Consider the following 19537-nt stretch of genomic DNA (forward strand, 5'->3'; position numbering starts at 1 on the left):
TACCGGCACCGCGGACCGACCGCGAGCAACCCGAGCAAGAAGGAGCGAGGATGGAGACCTTGGACCTGGATGTCGATGCGCTCGGCGAGTTCGCCTCGACGCCCGCGGCAGCGATTCCCGCGCAGATCTGGGATTTCGGCCGGCTGCTGCTGCTGGACTCGCTGGGCGCCCTGCTCGGCGGACTGCGTTACCCGGCCGTGCACGGCCTCGGCGCCCTGCTCGGCGCCGAAGCCGCCGACGAGTCCGCCCCGTTCGGGCGGCTGACGGCGCTCGGCGCGGCGGCCACCTGGCTCGACGCCGACTCGGGTGGGTCGTTCCACCCGGCCGGCGGCCGCATCCCGCCGGTACCGACCGCACATCCGGCGCCCCACGTGCTGCCGGCGCTGCTGCACGCACTGAGCCGCCAGGGTGTGGACGACGTGGCCGCCGTCCGCGCGTTCGTGCTGGGCTGCGAGGTGGGGCTGCGCTTCGGCGCCGGCACTTCACTACGCCCCGGTCTGCACCCGCACGGTATCCACGGCCCCATCGGGGCCGCGGTCGCGGCGTCGGCGCTGACCGGCGCCGACGCGCCCACCACCGCCCGGGCCATCGAGCTGGCCGGCTCACTGCCACTGGCCGCCACGCTGGCCGTGCCGATGCAGGGCGGCACGGTGCGCAACGTCTGGACCGGGCTCGGGTCCTACTACGGCGCGCTCGCCGCCCGGCTGGCCGCCGCCGGCCACGAGGCCGACCCGGGGCTGCTCGCCACGCTCTACGGGGGCGTGGTCACCACCGACGCGGATGCCGAGGAGATCGGCGGCGGGCTCGGCCACCGCTGGCGGGTCGCGGACAGCTATCTCAAGCCCTACGCCTGCGCCCGCTGGGTCCACCCGGCACTGGACGCGCTGCGGGAGGCACTCGTGCGCGCCGGCTCGCCGAAGCCGGCCGCCATCACCGAAATCGTGATCGAGACGTTCGCCTTCGCCGCCTCACTCGACAGCCTCGGCAGCGAGTCCGACCTGCACGCACGGTTTTCGGTGCCGCGCTGCGCGGCGTCCGTCGTCGTCGACGGGCACCTGGACGCCGGCGGCTTCCTGCCCGGGCAGTTCGAGCGGCTCGACGTCGTGGACCTGGCCGCCAAGGTCCGGCTGGTCGAGGTGGCGGAGTACACCGGTGCGCTCCCGGCCGAGCGGCCGGCGCGGGTCACCGTCGTCACCGCGGACTCTTCGGGGACCGCGCAGGTGCGCAACGCGCGGGGCAACCCGAGCGATCCGCTCTCCGTCGACGAGATCGTGGCGAAGTTCCGTGGCAACGTCGGGCCGTTCCTTCCCGGCGACGTGCTCGACCCGGTGGTACAGGCCCTGACGACCGCGGACCTGCTCCCGGACGGCAGGAGCCTGCATGCCCTCGCCGACGCGATCGCCCACCGGCTCTGATCCGTCCCGGCCGTTTCCGATCGACCGAAGGAGATGTTGCGATGACACTGGAGAGAGCGGCCGAGTGGGTCGGCGGGCTCGGCTACGAGGACCTTCCGGAGGAAGTCGTCGAGCAGGCCGTCCGCATCGTCTCGGACACCGTCGCAGCAGGCCTCGGCGCCGGCGCCGAGAAAGAGGTGGCCGGTGCGGCGCAGGCAGCACTGGCCATCGGAGGCCCTGGCGCCGCAACGGTGCTGGCGACCGGGGAGGGCACGACGTCCTATGCGGCCGCGCTGCTCAACGGCCAGGCGTTCGTCACCTACGAGCTCGACGAAGGCAACCAGTGGGCGACGAACCACCCCTCGGCGCATGTGCTGCCCGCGGTCCTCGCCACCGCCGAGGAGCTGGGCAGCAGCGGCCGGGAGTTCCTGGTGGCCTTCGTCGCTGCCTACGAGACGGCTGCGCGGGCCGGGCTTGCGCTGACGCTCCGAGCCCCGGTCCACCCCTTCGGCACCGCCATGGTCGTCGGAGCCGCCGCCGGCGTCGCCCGGCTGCGGGGGTTCTCCTTCGTCGAGATCATCGAGGCCGTTCGCGTGGCGGCGGCGATGACCCCCGCTTCGACGCAGCGGGCGGCCAACATGGGGGCCACCGTGCGCAATCTGCTGACTGGCGCGTCGTCGGCCGCGGGTGTGCTGGGCGCGCACGCCGCCCGCGGCGGCGTCACCGGTGAGACGCTTGCCTTGGAAACCGTCTACGGCCAGGTGCTCGGCGAGCACTTCGAGCCCTCCGTGCTCGGCGATGGTCTCGGACAGCGGTGGCTGATCCTGGAGAACTACTTCAAGCTGCATGCCTGCAGCCGCTGGAACCACGCTCCCATCGAAGCCATGGGCAAGCTCGTGGCCCGCACCGGCGTGACGAGCGCCGACATCGAGCAGGCCACCGTCTTCACTTACGCCCCCGCGACGCGCCTCGACGAGACGGCCCCGGCGAACGGGTTCGCCGGCAAGCACTCCATTCCCTACAACGTGGCCGTACAGGCCGTGCTCGGCCACAACGGGATGGAGGCCTACCGGGGAGACGTCGTGGCGGATGACGAGGTTCGCGCCCTGGCCTCGCGGATCCGGGTCGTCGAGGACCCGGACTACACCCGGGTGCAGCCGGCCGTTCGCACCGCACGCGTGGAAGTGCTCACCACCGACGGGCGACGTCTGTCCGAAGTGGAGGATCGTGCCCCGGGCGGCTTCGACAACCCCTATCCAGCGGCGGTCCTCGACGCGAAGTTCGACCAGCTGGTCACCCACGGCAGGTCGGCCGAACTCGTGCACCCGCTGCGAGAGTGGCTGGGTGAGCTCCCGGCCCACCCGAACCTCGGCGGCCTCGCCCGCCTGCTCCGGCCGGCAGGAGGGACGGACTCCGATGGTGAGTGACGGTTCGACGAACGGCGGGCCGACCGAGGCGTCTGCGGACGTCGTCGGACAGCTGGCTCGGGCGGTGGCCACCACGACCTGGGACACCGTTCCGGCGGCCGCGCAGGTCAGTGCGCTCGACCTCCTGCTCGACTCGGTCGCCGTCATGGCCGCCGGCTCCGCCCATCCGGACATGCGGGCGCTGCGCGGCTCCGTCGCGCCGGCCGCGGGACCGAGCACCGTGTTCGGGGAAAGCCGTGGCGCAGGCGTCCAGGACGCCGTGCTGCTGAACGGTGCCACGATCTCGGTGCTCCAGCGGCAGGACGGCTACTCGAGGATGAAGGGGCACCCCGCCATCCAGGTCGCCGCCGTCCTGCTGGGCCTCGGCGAGGGGCGACAGGTGGGAGCTCGGGAGTTCCTCAACGCGTTCGTCGGTGGTTACGAGCTGGCGGCTCGCATCGGGCTCGGCATCGGGGGCGTGCCCGGCCACCTCCACGACATCGGCAACTGGGTGACCGTCGGCGCCGCCGGAGCGGCGACCTCGCTGGTGAGCGGGGCCGATGACCGAGCGGTCGCGGCCAGCATCGACGGCGCCGCCTCGCTCGGTCTCCACTTCGACCGCTGGACCACCACGACCGGCGCCACGCTCCACCATCTCTACCCCGCGACGGCCTGCACGACAGCGCTCAACGTGGCCCGCGCAGCCGCGGCCGGTCTCACGGCGCGGCCCGGGGCCTTGAGCTCGTTCTACGGGCCGTTCCTGGCCGAGGACTTCCACGCCGAGGCGATGCTCGACGGTGTCGCGGACGGGACCTGGACGAGCTATGAGATCGTGAACGGCTACTTCAAGCTCCACCCCTCGTGTGCGCACTTGCACGGCGTGAACGACGCGGTGTCGGCCCTGCTGGCGGAGGAGCGCTTCGGCGAGGACGACGTACGCCGGGTCGACGTGCGGATCTTCGACGAGGGCATGGCGATCGACTGCGCCGAGCCGAAGAACGACCTGGATGCCCGGTTCAGCGCTCGGGCCACGGTGGCCGCGGCCATCCGGTTCGGCGCGCTCGATGACGAAGGTTTGCTGGACCTCGGCGCCCTCCGGCCACTGATGGACCGGATCAGCGTCTCGCACGACCCCGAACTCGACGCGCACAAGCCCACCGGTCGGGCCGGCACAGTGCGCGTCGAGCTCGGCAACGGCCGGGTCGTCTCCCGCACGGTCATCCACCCGCGTGGTACGCCCGAAGTCCCTGTGACCGATGAGGAGCGGCTGGCCAAGGCAACGAGCCTTCTGAGCCGCGTCTACGGTGCCGCCGGGGCCGAGCGGGTCAGGGAAGAGATCTACGCACTGCCCCGCGCCAAGTCCCTGCACGCGCTGACCGAGAGCCTGCGTACGACACAGACGCCGTAAGGCGTCATAGGTGCTGAGCGCGGCTCACGCGGGTGCTTCGCTGTGCTGGGTCCGGGGTTTCCGTTGCACAGCCTTGGCGATCGGCTCGACGATGCGGGCCGCGGTGGGGCCGAGGATGGCCATGAGGAGCACGTAGGTCGTGGCCAGTGCGGCGAGCTCGCCGTCGACCGCGCCGGCGGTGACGGCGAGGCCGGCGATCACGATGGAGAACTCGCCGCGCGCCACCAGTGCCGCGCCGGCGCGGGCGCGGCCCAGTTTGCCGATGCCCTGTCTTCGCGCGGCCCACCAGCCCGTGCCGACCTTGGTCAGCGTGGTCGCCACGGCCAGCACCACGGCCCAGCCGAGCACCGGCGGGATCGACGCCGGGTCGGTGTTCAGGCCGAACACCACGAAGAAGACCGCCGCGAACAGGTCGCGCAGGGGTTCGAGCAGGCGCGTGGCGTTGTGGGCCGTCGAGCCGGAGACGGCGATGCCGAGCAGGAACGCGCCGACGGCGGCCGAGACCTGCATCGCCGACGCGAGGCCCGCCACGAGCAGCGCGGCGCCGAGGATCTTGAGCAGGAACACCTCGCGGTCGTCGCTGTCCACGATCGCGGAGACGTAGCGGCCGAACTTCAGCGCGATCACCAGCACCACGGTGATCACCAGCAGCGAGATGCCGACGGCCTCGAGGCCGCCGAGGAAGCTGACGCCGCCGAGGATCGCGGTGAGGATCGGCAGGTACAGCGCCATCACGAGGTCCTCGAACACCAGGATCGACAGCACCACCGGCGTTTCGCGGTTACCGAGCCGGCCGAGGTCGCCGAGCACCTTCGCGACGATGCCGGACGACGAGATGTAGGTGACGCCCGCCATCACGATCGCGCCGATCGGGCCCCAGCCCAGCAGCAGCGCGACGGCCGCGCCGGGCAGTGCGTTGAGCACGATGTCGAGCAGGCCCGCCGTCCACGAGCGGCGCAGGCCCGTGAACAGCTCCGCCGCCGAGTACTCCAGCCCCAGCAGCAGGAGCAGCAGCACGACGCCGATCTCGCTGGCCAGGTGCGTGAAGTCGCCGATGTCGGTGAGCGGGATCAGGCCGCCGGAGCCGAAGCACAGGCCGCCGAGGAGGTAGAGCGGGATGGGGGAGAGCCCGATCCGGCCGGCGAGCCTGCCCAGCACGCCCAGGACGAAGAAGACCCCGCCGAGTTCGATCAGGGACAGCGCGGTGTGGTCCATCAGCCTTGCTTGAGGATCTTGGCGGCGGCGTCCAGACCTTCGGACGTCCCGACCGCGACCAGCAGGTCGCCCGCGGTGAAGGTGAAGTCGGGCGTCGGCGACGGGTGCACCTGGCCCGCGCGCGCCACCGCGACCACCGACACACCGGTGCGGGTGCGCATCGCCGTGTCGCCGAGGGTGCGGCCGTCGAACGGCCCGTCCTCGGTGATCGGCAGCTGGCGTGTGTGGATGCCGGGCAGCTCACGGTGCTCTTCGGTCAGCTGCGCGACGAGCTGCGGCGCGCCGAGCAGATTGGCCAGCGCGCCCGCCTCGTCCGCGGTGAGCGGCAGCGAGGCGAGGCACGCGTCGAGGTCGTCGGCCTTGGACACGATCAGCTCGATCTTGCCGTCCCGCTGGGTCACGACGCCGATGCGCCGTCCCGCACGCGTGGCGAAGTCCTTCCGGACACCGATTCCGGGCAGGGGAGTCACTTCCACGTTCACACCGGCCACGGTAACCCATTGTCCGATTCGCGAGGCTCAGGCGAGCTCCGGCAGACGAGTGGTCACGACCACCGCGCGTGTCGCCGACCGTGGCGGCCCGGTGAAATTCCCGCCGCGCACCAGGTCTGGAGCACCACTGCAGGGCGCGCTTAGGGTTTCCCGTGGCGGGAGGAGGCCACGATGGCCGAGTTCGCACGGGGCCGCGTCACCGCGAACGGGATCACGTTCGAGTACCTCGAGGCCGGTGAGGGCCCGCTCGCGTTGTGCATGCACGGGTTCCCGGACACGCCGTTCACCTACCGGCACCTGCTGCCCGCGCTCGCCGCGGCGGGGTTCCACGCGGTCGCGCCGTTTGTGCGCGGGTTCGCGCCGACGGAACTGCCGCCACTGCGCCACTTCGTGCACTCCAGCGGGATGGTCGCCGACCAGATCGCGCTGACGCGGGCGCTCGGCGGTGGTCCGGACGCGCTGCTGGTGGCGCACGACTGGGGCGCGGTGGGGGCGTGGGGTGCGCTCGGGCGGGCGCCCGAGTTGTGGGGCCGCGCGGTGATCCTCAACATCCCGCCGTTCGAGATCTTCGGCGAGAACCTGGGTACCTACGCACAGATCAAGCGCAGCTTCTACTTCTGGTACTTCCAGATGCAGCGGGTGATCGAAGACCGGATCCGCCAGGACGACTTCGCCTTCATCCGCGACATCTGGGGCGACTGGTCTCCCGGCTACGCGGCCGACGAGGACCTGGGTCACCTGCGAGCCGCGCTCGCCGATCCCGACCACCTGCACGCCGCACTGGGTTACTACTGGGGCCAGTTCGACCCGACCCGGTTCGGCACGCCCGAGTGGGTGGCCGAGCAGGCCGCCGCGTGGGGTGGCAGCGCGCCCCAGCCGCTGCTCTACCTGCACGGCACCCACGACGGCTGCCACGGGATGACCGCGGCCCAGGTCGAGCGGGTGACCGAGTTCGGCGGGCCCGGCTCCGAGTCGGAGCTGATCGAGGGCGTCGGCCACTTCATGCTCGTCGAGCGGCCGAAGGAGCTCAACGACCGCATCCGCGGCTGGCTGGACCGCACTCGCTGACCGACCGCGGTCAGGACAGCTCGAGCAGCAGTGTCGCCACGATCATGACGGCCGCCGTCGCGCCGTGGACGGAGAACGCGATCGCCCGGCTTCCCTTGTGGCGCAGGATGATCAGCATGTCGCCGACGGGGATGAAGGCCTCGGCGAGCAGGATCCAGCCGAGGACGTGCGGGCCGCCGGCGAGCATCGCCGCGCCCACCACCAGGCCGGACGCGATGTCGCGGACGCCTTTGATGTGGAAGAACGCCGTGGTGCCGGTCGGGATCGTGGCGAGGCCGAAGCCGGCGGCGGTCTTCTCCGGCGCCAGCAGATAGCTGAGCCCCACGTAGATGATGCCGATCGCGACGATTCCGGCGATGACGTAGGCGGTGACGATCAAGGGGGACCTCCGGAAATCTAGCAGTGCTAGGAACTGCTGCCAACGCTAGAGGATCCTCGCTAGAGTGTCTAGCAGTGCTAGATTTTCTGCTCGTGAACCGGCGGCTGCGTGACGGGCGCGACCGCGGCGGACCGGCGCCGCCCCGCAGGCCGGACGCGTCGCCGCGAGCTTTGCCGGACCCGGGCGAACGCCCTGGCAGAGCCGCCTCACCGGCCGTGCCGGGCGGCGGGCAGAATGAACGCCGATCACGCAGAGCACGACGAACGCGAGGAGAGTTTCGGTGACGGGAGCCCTACGTGGTGTGGTCGCGCTGGACGGCCCGTCGGGAACCGGCAAGACCACGGTCGCGCGCAAGCTCGCCGACCGGCTCGGCGCGGGCTACCTCGACACGGGCGCGATGTACCGGATCGTGACGCTCGCCGTGCTGCGCGCGGGCACCGACCCGGCCGACACCGACGCCGTCGGCCACCTCGCCCACGACGTGCGCTTCAGCATCGGCACCAGCCCCGAGCGCCCCGAGGTCCGCCTCGGCGACGAGGACGTGGCCGCCGACATCCGCGGGCCGGAGGTCACGCAGGCCGTGTCGGCCGTCTCCGCGGTGCCGCAGGTGCGCGAGCTGCTCGTGGCCCGTCAGCGCCGGATCATCGCCGACGTGCTGGCCGACACCGGCGGCATCGTCGTGGAGGGCCGCGACATCGGCACGGTCGTGGCGCCCGAATCGCCGCTCAAGGTCTACCTCACCGCGTCGGCCGACGTCCGCGCCGCGCGCCGCAGCGGACAGGACACCGCCGCCGGGCGCGAGACGAGCGTCGAGGCGGCCCGCCGGTCCGTCGAACGCCGCGACCGCCTCGACTCCACGCGCACGACGTCACCGCTGCGCGCCGCCGAGGACGCCGTGCCCGTCGACACGTCGGAGCTGTCGATCGACCAGGTGATCGTCGCGCTGTCCGAGCTGGCCTGCCGGCGCGGCCTGCTCGACGACTGCCCCGCCGGAGCCGAGGCCGAGGCGCGCGCATGACCGGTGGCGCTCTCCCCGAGGGTGCGAACGGCCTCCTGCACGACGCCGGGCGGGTGTTCGCCCGGTACCATCTGCGGTCGGCCTTCCGGATCCGCGTGCACGGGCGCGACCGGATGCCCGCCGCCGGCCCGGTCGTGGTGATCGCCAACCACAGCTCCATGATCGAGCCGCAGCTGATCTTCGGAATGCTCCCGCGGCGTTCGGCGTTCCTCGTCAAGGCCGAGATGTTCAAGGGCGCGGCGGGGCGGTTCCTGCGGGCGATCGGCCAGATCCCGGTCAAGCGGGGCGAGATCGACCGCACTCCGCTGATGACGGCGGCCGGCGTGCTGAAGGCCGGCGGGGTCGTGGGCATCTTCCCCGAAGGCACCCGGGGTGCCGGCGACGTCGGCGTGGCCGAGAAGGGCGCGGCGTGGCTGGTCCGCGCCGCCGGGGCGACCGTGCTGCCGGTCGCGACGCGGGGCACGTTGAAGCCCGCCGACGGGAAGCGGCGCTGGCGTCCGCGCGTGGACATCCTCGTGGGGGAGCCGTTCACGCCGGAGGTGGGCCCGGGCCGGACCGGCCTGGAAGAGGGCACCGAGGAGCTGCGCCTGCAGCTCGCGGGGCTCGTGAAGACTTTGGACGATTGGCGCGCCGAGAACCGAATCGGCTCGCCGTAGGTGAAGTGGGAAGCAATGACAGGGTTTGATTCCGCCTCCGCGGGAGACAGTGTGTCGGCGGAGTTCGAAGGTGTCGGCGAGATCGACGGCACCTGGTCCGACGAGACCGAGTTCGCCGCGCTCGACGCGCAGATCGAGGCGGAGGGCGCCGCCGAGCAGGAGAACCTCGCGCAGCCGGTGCTGGCCGTGGTGGGCAGGCCGAACGTGGGCAAGTCCACGCTGGTCAACCGCATCCTCGGCCGGCGCGAGGCCGTGGTGCAGGACGTGCCGGGCGTGACGCGCGACCGCGTCGCCTACGACGCCTACTGGGGCGGCCGGCGGTTCACGCTCGTCGACACCGGCGGCTGGGAGCCCGACGCGACCGGCCTGCAGGCCTCCGTGGCCGCGCAGGCGGAGATCGCCATGCAGACGGCCGACGCCGTGCTGCTCGTGCTCGACGCGACCGTGGGCGCCACGACCACCGACGAGGCCGTCGCCCGCGTGCTGCGGCGCTCGAAGAAGCCGGTGCTGCTGGCCGCCAACAAGGTGGACGACGACCGGTTGCTCGCCGACACCGCGTCGCTGTGGCGCCTCGGCCTGGGCGAGCCGCACCCGGTCAGCGCCCTGCACGGGCGCAGCTCGGGTGACCTGCTCGACGCGATCATCGAGGCCCTGCCCACCGCGCCGCGCGAAGCCGGCACCGTGAGCACCGGCCCGCGCCGCGTCGCGCTCGTCGGCAAGCCGAACGTGGGCAAGTCGAGCCTGCTCAACAAGCTTTCGGGCGAGCAGCGCTCGGTGGTCGACTCGGTCGCCGGCACCACCGTCGACCCGGTCGACTCGCTGGTCGACCTCGACGGCGAGATCTGGCGGTTCGTGGACACGGCGGGCCTGCGCAAGCGCGTGAACTCCGCCAACGGCGCCGAGTACTACGCCTCCCTGCGCACCAAGACCGCGATCGACGCGGCCGAGGTGGCGATCGTGATGCTCGACGCCGCCGAGCCGCTGTCCGAGCAGGACCTGCGGGTGCTCACGATGGTCGTCGAGGCGGGTCGCTCACTCGTGCTCGCCTTCAACAAGTGGGACCTCGTGGACGAGGACCGCCGTCACGCGATGGTGCGCGAGCTCGACCGCGGCCTGGTCCGCGTGCCGTGGGCGGAGAAGGTGAACATCTCCGCGCTGACCGGCCGGTCCGTGCGCAAGCTCGCGCCGGCGCTGCGGACGGCCCTGAAGTCGTGGGACCAGCGGGTGCCCACCGGCCAGCTCAACGGGTGGCTCTCGGACCTCATCGCGGCCACGCCGCCGCCGGTGCGCAGCGGCAAGCAGCCGAAGGTGCTCTTCGCCACGCAGGCCGGCATCCGCCCGCCGACGCTCGTGCTTTTCACCACCGGTTTCCTCGAAGCCGGTTACCGACGGTTCATCGAGCGCAAGTTCCGCGAGCGGTTCGGCTTCGAGGGCAGTCCCGTCCGGGTGAACGTCCGGGTGCGCGAGAAGAAGGCCAAACCCAAGGTCGGGGGCAAGGCCGCGAAGAGCCGCTGACGCCGGGGGACGCGGTTCGGACGCGCCGGGGGCGGTCGCTTCCCCGGCGCGTTTTCGCGCTCTGTCACCGAATGCGGAACCGGTGACATCCGACACTCGACCGTGACCCTTGCGCTATCTGGAGTTCACCTCCGCGTATGGTGGATGGCTGCACCGGGCGCCTCATTCGGAGAGCCAGCCCGAATGACGCTCGCGGAAGGTGAGTGATGGGCTTGCGCGCCCACCGTACGATCCCTTACGGCCTTTTTTCGAAACCCGCGGCTACGCGGCGTGACGGGGTGGCCCGGTGACCCTCACCGCCGACCACGCCCCCACCACCGATCTCGCCCTCGCCGCCGACGAGGCAACCTCCGCGCTCGCCTGTGTCGCCGAGGTGACCCACGCTCCCTCCGGCACGCCCGTCGCCGACCGCGCCCTGTTCTGGTCCGGCCTCGGCGCCAGCCAGCGCACGCTGCTCCAGATCCTCACGGAGACGGCCGAGCAGCACCCCAACGCTGCCGCCATCGACGACGGCACCACCACCCTGAGCTACCGCCGGCTGCTCGAGGAGATCGAGGCCTACGGCCGCCGCCTGCGCGCGCACGGCGTCGGCCTCGGCGACCGCGTCGGCGTCCGCGTCTCGTCCGGCACGGCCGAGCTCTACGTCGCGATCCTTGCCACCCTGTCCGTCGGCGCCGCCTACGTGCCGGTCGACGCGGACGACCCCGAGGAGCGCGCGGAGCTCGTGTTCGGCGAAGCCGGCGTGGCCGCGATCGTCACCGACGGCACCATCACCGTCGCCGGTACCCCGGGCGACCGTGACGGCCGCCCCGGCCCGGCTGACGACGCGTGGATCATCTTCACCTCCGGGTCCACCGGCAAGCCCAAGGGCGTCGCCGTCACGCACGCCTCCGCCGCGGCCTTCGTGGACGCCGAAGCGCAGCTGTTCCTCACCGAGGAGCCCATCGGCCCCGTTGACCGCGTGCTCGCGGGCCTGAGCGTCGCGTTCGACGCTTCCTGCGAGGAGATGTGGCTCGCGTGGCGCCACGGCGCCTGCCTGGTGCCCGCGCCGCGCGCGCTGGTGCGCACCGGCGTCGACCTCGGCCCGTGGCTGGTCGCGCAGCGCATCACCGTCGTTTCCACCGTGCCGACGCTGGCCGCGCTGTGGCCCGCCGACGCGCTCGAGGACGTGCGCCTGCTTATCTTCGGCGGCGAAGCGTGCCCGCCGGAGCTGGCCGAGCGCGTGGCCGTGGAAGGCCGCGAAGTCTGGAACACCTACGGCCCCACCGAGGCCACCGTCGTCGCCTGCGCCGCGCAGATGACCGGTGAAGGCCCGGTGCGCATCGGCCTGCCGCTGGCGGGCTGGCAGCTGGCCGTGGTCAACGAGGCCGGCGAGCCGGTCGCCATGGGCGAGACCGGCGAGCTCGTGATCGGCGGCGTCGGTCTCGCGCGCTACCTCGACGCCGAGAAGGACGCGCAGAAGTTCGCGCCGCTGCCCTCGCTGGGCTGGCAGCGCGCCTACCGCAGCGGCGACATGGTCCGCGCCGAGCACGAGGGCCTGCTGTTCCTCGGCCGGCTCGACGAGCAGGTGAAGCTCGGCGGCCGCCGCATCGAGCTGGGCGAGGTCGACGCCGCGCTGCAGTCGCTGCCCGGAGTGCAGGGCGCGGCCGCCGCGGTCCGCCGCACCAAGGCCGGCAACCAGGTCCTGGTCGGGTACGTCGTGCCGAGCGCCGGCGCCACCTTCGACCCGGACGACGCCGCCACCCGGCTGCGTGAGCAGCTCCCGGCCGCGCTGGTGCCGCTGCTCGCGGTGATCGCCGACCTGCCCACGCGCACCTCGGGCAAGGTCGACCGCGCCGCCCTGCCGTGGCCGCTGTCCACTGTGGACGCCGGGGCCGCCGGCCTGTCCGCCACCGAGGCGTGGCTGGCCGAAGGCTGGTCGGAGATCCTCGGGGTGTCCGTGACGGACCCGAAGGCCGACTTCTTCACCCACGGCGGCGGCAGCCTCACGGCCGCGCAGCTCATCGCGCGCATCCGCACCCGCCACCCCGAGGTGTCGGTCAACGACATCTACCAGCACCCCAAGCTCGGGTCGCTGGCCACGATGCTCGACAAGCTCAGCGGCCAGGAGACCGAACGCCGCGACATCGCGCCGACGCCGCGTCGAGCGGGCGTGATCCAGACGCTGCTGATGCTCCCGCTCATGGGCCTGGTCGGCCTGCGCTGGACGACGCTCGCGGCGGCGGCCTCGAACGTGCTGTCGCTGCTCGGGGTCGCCTGGGCGCCGACGCTGAACTGGGCGTGGGTCGTGCTGGCGTGGCTGGTGCTGTTCAGCCCGGCCGGCCGCATCGCGATCGCCGCCGGCGGTGCGCGCGTGCTGCTCTCGGGCGTGCGCCCGGGCAGCTACCCGCGTGGCGGCAGCGTGCACCTGCGCCTGTGGACGGCCGAGAAGCTCGCGGAGTTCAGCGGCGCGGACAGCGTCGCCGGCGCTTCGTGGATGACGACGTACGCCAAGGCACTCGGTGCCCGGGTCGCCAAGGACGTGGACCTGCACTCGCCGCCGCCGGTCACCGGCTTCCTCAAGCTGGGCCGCGGTGCCGCCGTGGAGCCCGAGGTGGACCTGACCGGCCACTGGGTCGACGGGGACCTCGTGCACATCGGCAAGATCCGGATCGGCGCGGAGGCCCGCGTCGGTTCGCGCAGCACCCTGTTCCCGGGCGCCCGCATCGGCAAGGGCGCGGAGATCGCCGCCGGGTCGACCGTGCGCGGCGCCGTGCCGGCCGGGCAGCGCTGGGCGGGTTCGCCCGCGGCCCACTCGGGTGAGGACGCCAAGGACGCGCTGAAGTGGCCGGCCAGCCGCCCGCCGCGGTCGCGGTTCTGGGCGACCGTGTACGGCGTGACGTCGGTCGCGCTCGGCTTCCTGCCGGGCATCGCGGCGCTGCCGGGCGTGGCCGTGCTCGGCGCCGCGATCTGGGGCGCGCCGACGCCGGGCGCCGCCGTGGCGCAGGCCCTGATCTTCACCCCGGTCGCCACCGTCGCCTACTTCCTCACCTACGCGCTGCTCGTGCTGGCCGGCGTGCGGCTGCTGGGCGTCGGCATGGTCGAGGGCTACCACCCGGTCCACGGCCGCGTCGCGTGGCAGGTGTGGGCCACCGAGCGCCTCATGGGCATGGCCCGCGAAGGCCTGTTCCCCTTGTACGCCAGCCTGTTCACACCCGTGTGGCTGCGGCTGCTCGGCGCGAAGGTCGGCCGCAACGTCGAGGCGTCGACCGTGCTCGCGCTGCCGAAGATGACGAAGGTCGACAGCGGCGCGTTCCTCGCCGACGACACGATGGTCGCGACCTACGAGCTGGGCCACGGCTGGCTGCACGTCGCGCCGGCACGCATCGGCAAGCAGGCGTTCCTCGGCAACTCCGGCATGACCGCGCCGGGCCGTTCGGTGCCGAAGCGCGGCCTCGTGGGCGTGCTGTCCTCGACGCCGCTGAAAGCCAAGAAGGGCTCGTCCTACCTCGGCATGCCGCCGCTCCCGGTCCGCCGGGCGGTCGGCGACGCCGACACCAGCCGCACCTACACCCCGGCGCTGCACCTCAAGGCCGCGCGGGCGTTCGTGGAGCTGCTGCGGATCGTGCCGGTGATGTGCGGGGTCGCCCTCAGCGTGGGCGTCGCGTTCTCGCTGCTGGCGCTCGCGTCGCTCTACGGGTTCGGCATCGCCGCGCTGCTGGCCGGGCCGGTGCTGCTGGCCGCCGGTGTCGTCGCCGCGCTCACCGCCACCGTGGTGAAGTGGCTGCTGGTCGGGAAGTTCCGCGCGATCGAGCACCCGTTGTGGAGTTCTTTCGTGTGGCGCAACGAGCTGGCCGACACGTTCGTCGAGACGCTCGCCGTGCCGTGGCTGATCGGTTCGGTCGGCGGCACGCCGCTGCTCACCGCCTGGCTGCGCACCATGGGCGTGAAGATCGGGCGCGGCGTGTGGCTGGAGACGTACTGGCTGCCGGAGTCGGACCTCGTCCGCCTCGGCGACGGCGCGACGATCAACCGTGGCTGCGTGGTGCAGACGCACCTGTTCCACGACCGGATCATGAGCATGTCCCGGGTGGAGCTGGACGAGGGCGCCACGCTCGGCCCGCACGGCATCGTGCTGCCGGGCGCGAGCATCGGCGCGCGCACCACCGTGGGCCCGGGTTCGCTCGTCACACGGGGCGACGCGGTGCCGGCCGACACGCGCTGGCTCGGCAACCCGATCTCGACCTGGCGTCGGTGAGCCTCCGACCGTTGCGGCGCGCCAAGATCCGCGCGATCCTGCTGGAACAAGACCACCTCACGGAAAGCGGGGTTCTCCTCGGGTGACCTCGAAGGCTGCCGCGCCGGCACCCGGCGCGGAAACCTCCGCAGATTCGTACCTCCCCGGTCACGGCAACGGCGGCTACCACGTCCGCCACTACGACCTGGACCTCGACTACCGCGTCGGGCCCAACCGGCTCAGCGGTAGCGCGGTGCTCACCTGTGTGGCGACGCAGGCTCTGTCGCGGCTGACGCTCGACCTCGGCGAGTTCCGCGTCTCGCGGGTGCTCGTCGACGGCCGGCCGGCGAAGTTCGTCCGGCGCGGGCTGAAGCTCCAGGTGAAGCCCGCCAGGTCGATGGCGGCCGGCACGGAGTTCCGTGTCGAGGTCCGCTACGTCGGCAACCCACAGCCGGTGCCGAGCCGCTGGGGCGACATCGGGTGGGACGAGCTCACCGACGGCGCGCTCGTCGCGAGCCAGCCGATCGGCGCTCCGTCGTGGTTCCCGTGCAACGACCACCCCGCCGACAAGGCGAGCTACCGCGTCACGGTGACGACCTCGTCGTCGTACCTGGTCGCGGTGACGGGGAACCTCGTGTCGCGCTACCAGTCGGCGAGCACCGCGACCTGGGTGTTCGAGCGGCCGGAGCCGACGGCGACGTACCTGATGAGCGTGCAGGTCGGGCGCTACGACGACGTCGAGCTCGTGGCCGGGTCCGGCGCGGGCTGGTTCTCGCACCCCGAGGCGCGATCGTTCCGGATGCGGCTGGGCTTCGGCCGGGGCACCGGCGTCGAGTCGGTGGTGGCGACCGTGCCGCAGCGGGCCGCGGTGCCGCCGCGGCTGCGCCGGGCGTTCGGGCGCGACTTCGGCCGCCAAGGCCGGATGATGGACGTGCTGCAGCGCCTGTTCGGGCCGTATCCCTTCGGCGAGTACGTGGTCGTCGTGACCGACGACGAGCTGGACGACCCGATCGAGGCGCAGGGGATGTCCATCTTCGGCGCCAACCACGTCGACGGCCGGCGCACGTACGAGCGCCTGGTCGTGCACGAGCTCGCGCACCAGTGGTTCGGCAACAGCCTCACCGTCGCCGACTGGCGCCACATCTGGCTCAACGAGGGCTTCGCGACGTACGCGGAGTGGCTGTGGTCGGAGGAGTCCGGCGGCCAGTCGGCGGACTCGCTGGCGCGGACGTGGCACGCGCGCATGAAGGCCAAGCCGGCCGACGTGCGCATCAGTGACCCGGGTGTGGCGCGGATGTTCGACGAGCGCGTGTACAAACGCGGCGCGCTCACGCTGCACGCCCTGCGCGGCGAGATCGGCGACCCGGCGTTCTTCGCGCTCGTCAAGGAGTGGACCTCGGAACACCGCCACGCCACGGTGAGCACGGAGGAGTTCGTCGCGTCCGCCGAGGCCTTCGCGGCGCGCTCGCTGCGGCCGTTCTTCACGGCCTGGCTGGAGACACCGGCGCTGCCGGAGCTGTGACCGGTTCCCTCACCGCCCGCGGTTACTCGTCGCGAGCACCAGTGGCTGCCAGCTCGAGCGAGCGGAGCCGGGCAGCCGGGTCGTAGACCGGTGTGGACAGCATCAGCTCGTCGGCGCCGGTCCGCTCGACCAGCTGCGTGAGTCGCGTACGCACCGTCGACGGTGACCCGTACGCCTGGGTCTCTCGCAACGCGGCCAGGCGGTCGCCGACCTCGGAGGGAATTTCCTGCCGTTCCGCCTCTTTCGGCGTCGGCAGTTCGGCCTCGGTGCCCCGTCCCTGCAGCGCACCGGCCATCGCCAGTGCCGAGGGGCGCGCCAGTTCCCGGGCCTGCTCGTCGGTCTGTGCGCACAAGGTCTCCACGCAGACGATCACGTACGGCTGCTCGCGCCAGCGCGAAGCGCGGAACTCGTCGCGGTAGCGGGTCAGCGCGTCGATGGTGTTGCCCGGCCGGATGTGGTGGCCGATCGCCAACGGCAGGCCCAGTTCGGCGGCGATCGCGGCCCCGCCCGGGCTGGACGCGAGCAGCCACGGCTCCGGCGACTCGTCGGCCCCGGGCAGCACCCTCGGGCCGTCCTCTCCGGCGAGATGCCCGAGCAGTTCGACGACGGCGGCGCGGTAGGCGGCGTCGGTGATCGGTTCGTCGGTCCCGCGCAACGCCCGCACCGCCCGGGCATCGGTGGTGCTGGGACCCCGGCCGATGCCCAGATCGATCCGTCCCGGATGCAGCGCGGCCAGGGTCGTGAACTGCTCGGCCACCGCCAGCGGCGGGTGGTTGGGCAACAGCACACCGCCCGACCCGACCCGCAGCGCGGCCGTCGCACCGGCCAGGTGCGTGGCCAGCACCGGCGGCGCGACGCTGCCGACCGAGCGGTAGCCGTGGTGCTCGGCCACCCAGATCCGCTGGAAGCCCAGTTCGTCGACACCGCGGGCGACCGAGGTCACCGCCTCCAGCGCCTCGCTCGCGCGGCGCCCTTCTTCCACCGTGGCCAGTTCGAGCACGGACAACCCAACCATCGGAAACTCCCCGCACTCGACGTGGTCTGGCCGCTCCTCGCGACCGGACAGCCCACTCGGCCGCACCGGCGCCGCGAAGATCATAGGCCGCACGAGTCGTCGAACGGCGTCGACCCGGGTCCGGCGTGATCATGCCCTCCGTGGTCGCCACCGTCCTGGTCTCCGCTCGCGGCGCAGGGCGACCACGCGTCCGACGGTGACGAACGGGACAGCTTTTCGGGCCATTCCACGATCAAGTCGTTGACGGGCATCGCGTGGAGGCCTCTGCACAGCTGGAGCTGGAGATCGAAATCGAACGCGCGTGCGTGCAACTCGTCGGCCAGGGTCGGATGGAACACGTCGGGTGCGCTGGTGAGGTCGAGGTCCCTGTGGATCACCTGCGCGGCGTTCTCCGCAGCTGGGGCGACACGAACCTTGGCGATGTAATCACCATGACGCACGGCACCCATCGACCAGTACGTGCTGAGCATCGGATTGCGCACCGGCGTTTGTGTCGCCGTCCTGACGAACGCGAGCAGCTCGTTCCATGCCCAGTTCCGCTGATCGAGTGTGCCGTTTCCGGTGAGAAAATCCGTCAGCAGTTGGTAAATCCCCCGATGCCACCTGCCAGGTAGCGCGGCAGGTCGTTGATGATCTCCTGGATGAACAGGTAGTGTTTCGCCGTATTGCACAGGAAGATCGGAATGTTCTTGAGCACGAGATCGAATGTGGTCGCGTCCGGCTCGTCGTCCACCAGGTCCGTCGAACATCTTCATCGCGAACCCGAGGCCCGGCCCGGACCGCCCGGCCGGAACCTTCGGCTTGGGGTGATTCACGTCCCTTGTTCTCCACGAAGTCGATGACCTCGGTCAGCACCTCGTCGAGATGGGGATCGATGGTCTCGATTTCGGGGGCGTAGTGCACGAACTCGGATGCCGTGGGTCATGCGTCCTCAACGCGCTGTTGATTCCGCCACAGCGGTCGTTCTCTGTGGCGGAAGAATGCAAAGAATGTGGCGAAAGGCGATGTGGTTCGGGCCGGTCAGTCGCTCGTGCAGCCGGGTTTCGCGCCAGGGCGGAAGTGTGGATCCGTTGGCCGCACACGACAACGCGTCATCGCGAGGTGGCGCGTTGTCATCCGAGGACTGAGATCGGAGCAGATTCCGAGCGCGATCGGCAACGAAGCAGGCCGGCGGTGTTGGAGACTGCGTGACGATCGCAGCGGGCCCGTTCACGTGCGGGATGTCCACGTGGGACTCGCCGGCCCCAGGACGGGGAGAGCTACCCCGTCCGGCCGGGGAACTTACGCGAGGTAGGACTTGGCCGAGTTCCAGAGGACCCCGCGGTTCACCCGTCCCGGATACAGGGCACGCACGGCCTCGTACAGGTCGGCGAAGCCGTCGGCCTTCTCGGCCGCCGAAGTGAAGATCTCGATGTAGCGGCGGGTCCGGCCGATGTCGTCCGGGTCATCGGGGTCGCCGTCGCGTTTGTGGCCGGCGACGACCGCGCGGGGCTGGAGCTTTTCGAGGGTGTCCAGCGCTTCGAGCCAGTCGCGCCAACCGTTGTCCTTGGCTTCGGCGAGGTACAGGTGCACGTCGCCGTACACGGCGTCGCCGGCCACCACCAGCCCGAGGGACGGCACGTGGAGCGCGCTGCTGCCCATGGTGTCGGTGTGACCGAGCTCGATCGCTTCGAGCTGTTCTCCCTCGAGGTCGAACACACCGTCCACGAGGGGCCGCGCGGCGACGCGGCGGGTGGAGATCTGCCCGGGGAACCGCGGGTTCCAGAACCCGTCGAACCACTGCGGCCCGTATTGGGCATCCATGCGCGCGGCGACGCCGGGGGCGGCGACGACTTCGGCATCCGGGAATCGCTCCAGCACGGCGGGAGCGCCGAAGAAGTGGTCGCCGTGGGCGTGGGTGATGAAGAGGGTCGTCACGTTCTTGCCGGTCGCGGCGACCCACTCGGCGAGGGCCGTTGACTCGTCCATGGTCATCAGCGGATCCACCAGGACGGCGTCCCGCTCGCCGTAGATCAGGGTGGACGCGGTCGGGGACCACATGCGCTGCTGCTCTCCGGGCGGGAGATCATCGGACACAGCGGCCTTCGACGGTGTGACGTACACCGAATATGCAAGCGCTGTCATGTCGACTTCCTTACTGAGCGGCCGAGTACATTGCTGTTATATCCACCGGCGGATGACCGTCTCTTCAGTGACATCACTGCATTCCGTGAACCCGGGCAAACGGTTACCTA

At 71.7% G+C, this 19537-nt stretch carries 16 protein-coding genes; 9 read left to right on the forward strand and 7 right to left on the reverse strand.

Going from position 1 to position 19537, the window contains the following annotated elements; all coding sequences use genetic code 11:
- The first annotated feature begins 50 nt into the window (after nucleotides 1–50).
- Genes AB0K15_RS33650 through AB0K15_RS33660 form a run of 3 tightly spaced genes read left to right on the forward strand, consistent with a single transcriptional unit; the run spans nucleotide 51 to nucleotide 4208 of the window.
- Nucleotides 51–1415, forward strand: coding sequence for an MmgE/PrpD family protein (locus AB0K15_RS33650; protein ID WP_364059691.1), 1365 nt, complete (start codon nucleotides 51–53; stop codon nucleotides 1413–1415).
- Between the two features lie 41 nt (nucleotides 1416–1456).
- Nucleotides 1457–2821 carry an MmgE/PrpD family protein gene (locus AB0K15_RS33655; RefSeq protein ID WP_364059694.1) on the forward strand — a complete coding sequence of 455 codons (1365 nt, stop codon included), beginning with the start codon at nucleotides 1457–1459 and terminating at the stop codon, nucleotides 2819–2821.
- The gene (locus AB0K15_RS33660; RefSeq protein WP_364059697.1) at nucleotides 2811–4208 is read left to right on the forward strand and encodes an MmgE/PrpD family protein; all 1398 of its coding nucleotides are present in this window, start codon (nucleotides 2811–2813) and stop codon (nucleotides 4206–4208) included. The genes AB0K15_RS33655 and AB0K15_RS33660 overlap by 11 nt, the downstream gene beginning before the upstream one ends.
- 24 nt (nucleotides 4209–4232) lie before the next feature.
- On the opposite strand, the gene AB0K15_RS33665 is transcribed toward AB0K15_RS33660, so the two are convergent.
- Entirely contained in the window at nucleotides 4233–5423 is a 1191-nt protein-coding gene (locus AB0K15_RS33665; protein ID WP_364059700.1) for a cation:proton antiporter, read from the reverse strand.
- Nucleotides 5423–5905, reverse strand: coding sequence for a cation:proton antiporter regulatory subunit (locus tag AB0K15_RS33670; protein ID WP_360598353.1), 483 nt, complete (start codon nucleotides 5903–5905; stop codon nucleotides 5423–5425). The genes AB0K15_RS33665 and AB0K15_RS33670 overlap by 1 nt, the downstream gene beginning before the upstream one ends.
- Nucleotides 5906–6085: 180 nt before the next feature.
- On the opposite strand from AB0K15_RS33670, the gene AB0K15_RS33675 reads away from it, so the two are divergent.
- Nucleotides 6086–6982, forward strand: coding sequence for an alpha/beta hydrolase (locus AB0K15_RS33675; protein ID WP_364059703.1), 897 nt, complete (start codon nucleotides 6086–6088; stop codon nucleotides 6980–6982).
- Nucleotides 6983–6992: 10 nt separating this feature from the next.
- On the opposite strand, the gene AB0K15_RS33680 is transcribed toward AB0K15_RS33675, so the two are convergent.
- Nucleotides 6993–7361, reverse strand: coding sequence for a DUF4267 domain-containing protein (locus AB0K15_RS33680; RefSeq protein WP_364059706.1), 369 nt, complete (start codon nucleotides 7359–7361; stop codon nucleotides 6993–6995).
- Between the two features lie 301 nt (nucleotides 7362–7662).
- Here AB0K15_RS33680 and cmk point away from each other — a divergent pair, with 301 nt between their 5' ends.
- From cmk to AB0K15_RS33705, 5 genes are all read left to right on the forward strand, one after another.
- On the forward strand, nucleotides 7663–8379 hold the full coding sequence (gene cmk, locus AB0K15_RS33685; protein WP_364059919.1) for a (d)CMP kinase: 717 nt from the start codon (nucleotides 7663–7665) through the stop codon (nucleotides 8377–8379).
- On the forward strand, nucleotides 8376–9035 hold the full coding sequence (locus tag AB0K15_RS33690; RefSeq protein ID WP_364059709.1) for a lysophospholipid acyltransferase family protein: 660 nt from the start codon (nucleotides 8376–8378) through the stop codon (nucleotides 9033–9035). The genes cmk and AB0K15_RS33690 overlap by 4 nt, the downstream gene beginning before the upstream one ends.
- A gap of 15 nt (nucleotides 9036–9050) precedes the next feature.
- On the forward strand, nucleotides 9051–10550 hold the full coding sequence (gene der / locus AB0K15_RS33695; RefSeq protein WP_364059712.1) for a ribosome biogenesis GTPase Der: 1500 nt from the start codon (nucleotides 9051–9053) through the stop codon (nucleotides 10548–10550).
- 373 nt (nucleotides 10551–10923) lie between these two features.
- Nucleotides 10924–14787: a Pls/PosA family non-ribosomal peptide synthetase gene (locus AB0K15_RS33700; protein WP_364059922.1), complete on the forward strand. Its 3864-nt coding sequence runs from the start codon at nucleotides 10924–10926 to the stop codon at nucleotides 14785–14787.
- Between the two features lie 82 nt (nucleotides 14788–14869).
- The gene (locus AB0K15_RS33705; RefSeq protein WP_364059715.1) at nucleotides 14870–16288 is read left to right on the forward strand and encodes a M1 family metallopeptidase; all 1419 of its coding nucleotides are present in this window, start codon (nucleotides 14870–14872) and stop codon (nucleotides 16286–16288) included.
- A gap of 22 nt (nucleotides 16289–16310) precedes the next feature.
- Here AB0K15_RS33705 and AB0K15_RS33710 read toward each other — a convergent pair whose 3' ends face one another.
- The 4 genes from AB0K15_RS33710 to AB0K15_RS33725 form a co-directional block, all read right to left on the reverse strand.
- Nucleotides 16311–17303, reverse strand: a complete 993-nt coding sequence (locus AB0K15_RS33710; RefSeq protein ID WP_364059718.1) for an LLM class flavin-dependent oxidoreductase — start codon at nucleotides 17301–17303, stop codon at nucleotides 16311–16313.
- An 80-nt stretch (nucleotides 17304–17383) separates the two neighbouring features.
- Nucleotides 17384–17785, reverse strand: coding sequence for a hypothetical protein (locus AB0K15_RS33715; RefSeq protein ID WP_364059721.1), 402 nt, complete (start codon nucleotides 17783–17785; stop codon nucleotides 17384–17386).
- 92 nt (nucleotides 17786–17877) lie between these two features.
- Nucleotides 17878–18036 carry a hypothetical protein gene (locus AB0K15_RS33720; RefSeq protein WP_364059724.1) on the reverse strand — a complete coding sequence of 53 codons (159 nt, stop codon included), beginning with the start codon at nucleotides 18034–18036 and terminating at the stop codon, nucleotides 17878–17880.
- A 548-nt stretch (nucleotides 18037–18584) separates the two neighbouring features.
- A complete protein-coding gene (locus AB0K15_RS33725) occupies nucleotides 18585–19427 on the reverse strand; it encodes an MBL fold metallo-hydrolase (protein WP_364059727.1) in 843 nt (280 codons plus the stop codon).
- Nucleotides 19428–19537 lie beyond the last annotated feature (110 nt).

Origin of the sequence: Amycolatopsis sp. NPDC049253, assembly GCF_040678995.1 — a bacterium.
Lineage (GTDB): Bacteria > Actinomycetota > Actinomycetes > Mycobacteriales > Pseudonocardiaceae > Amycolatopsis.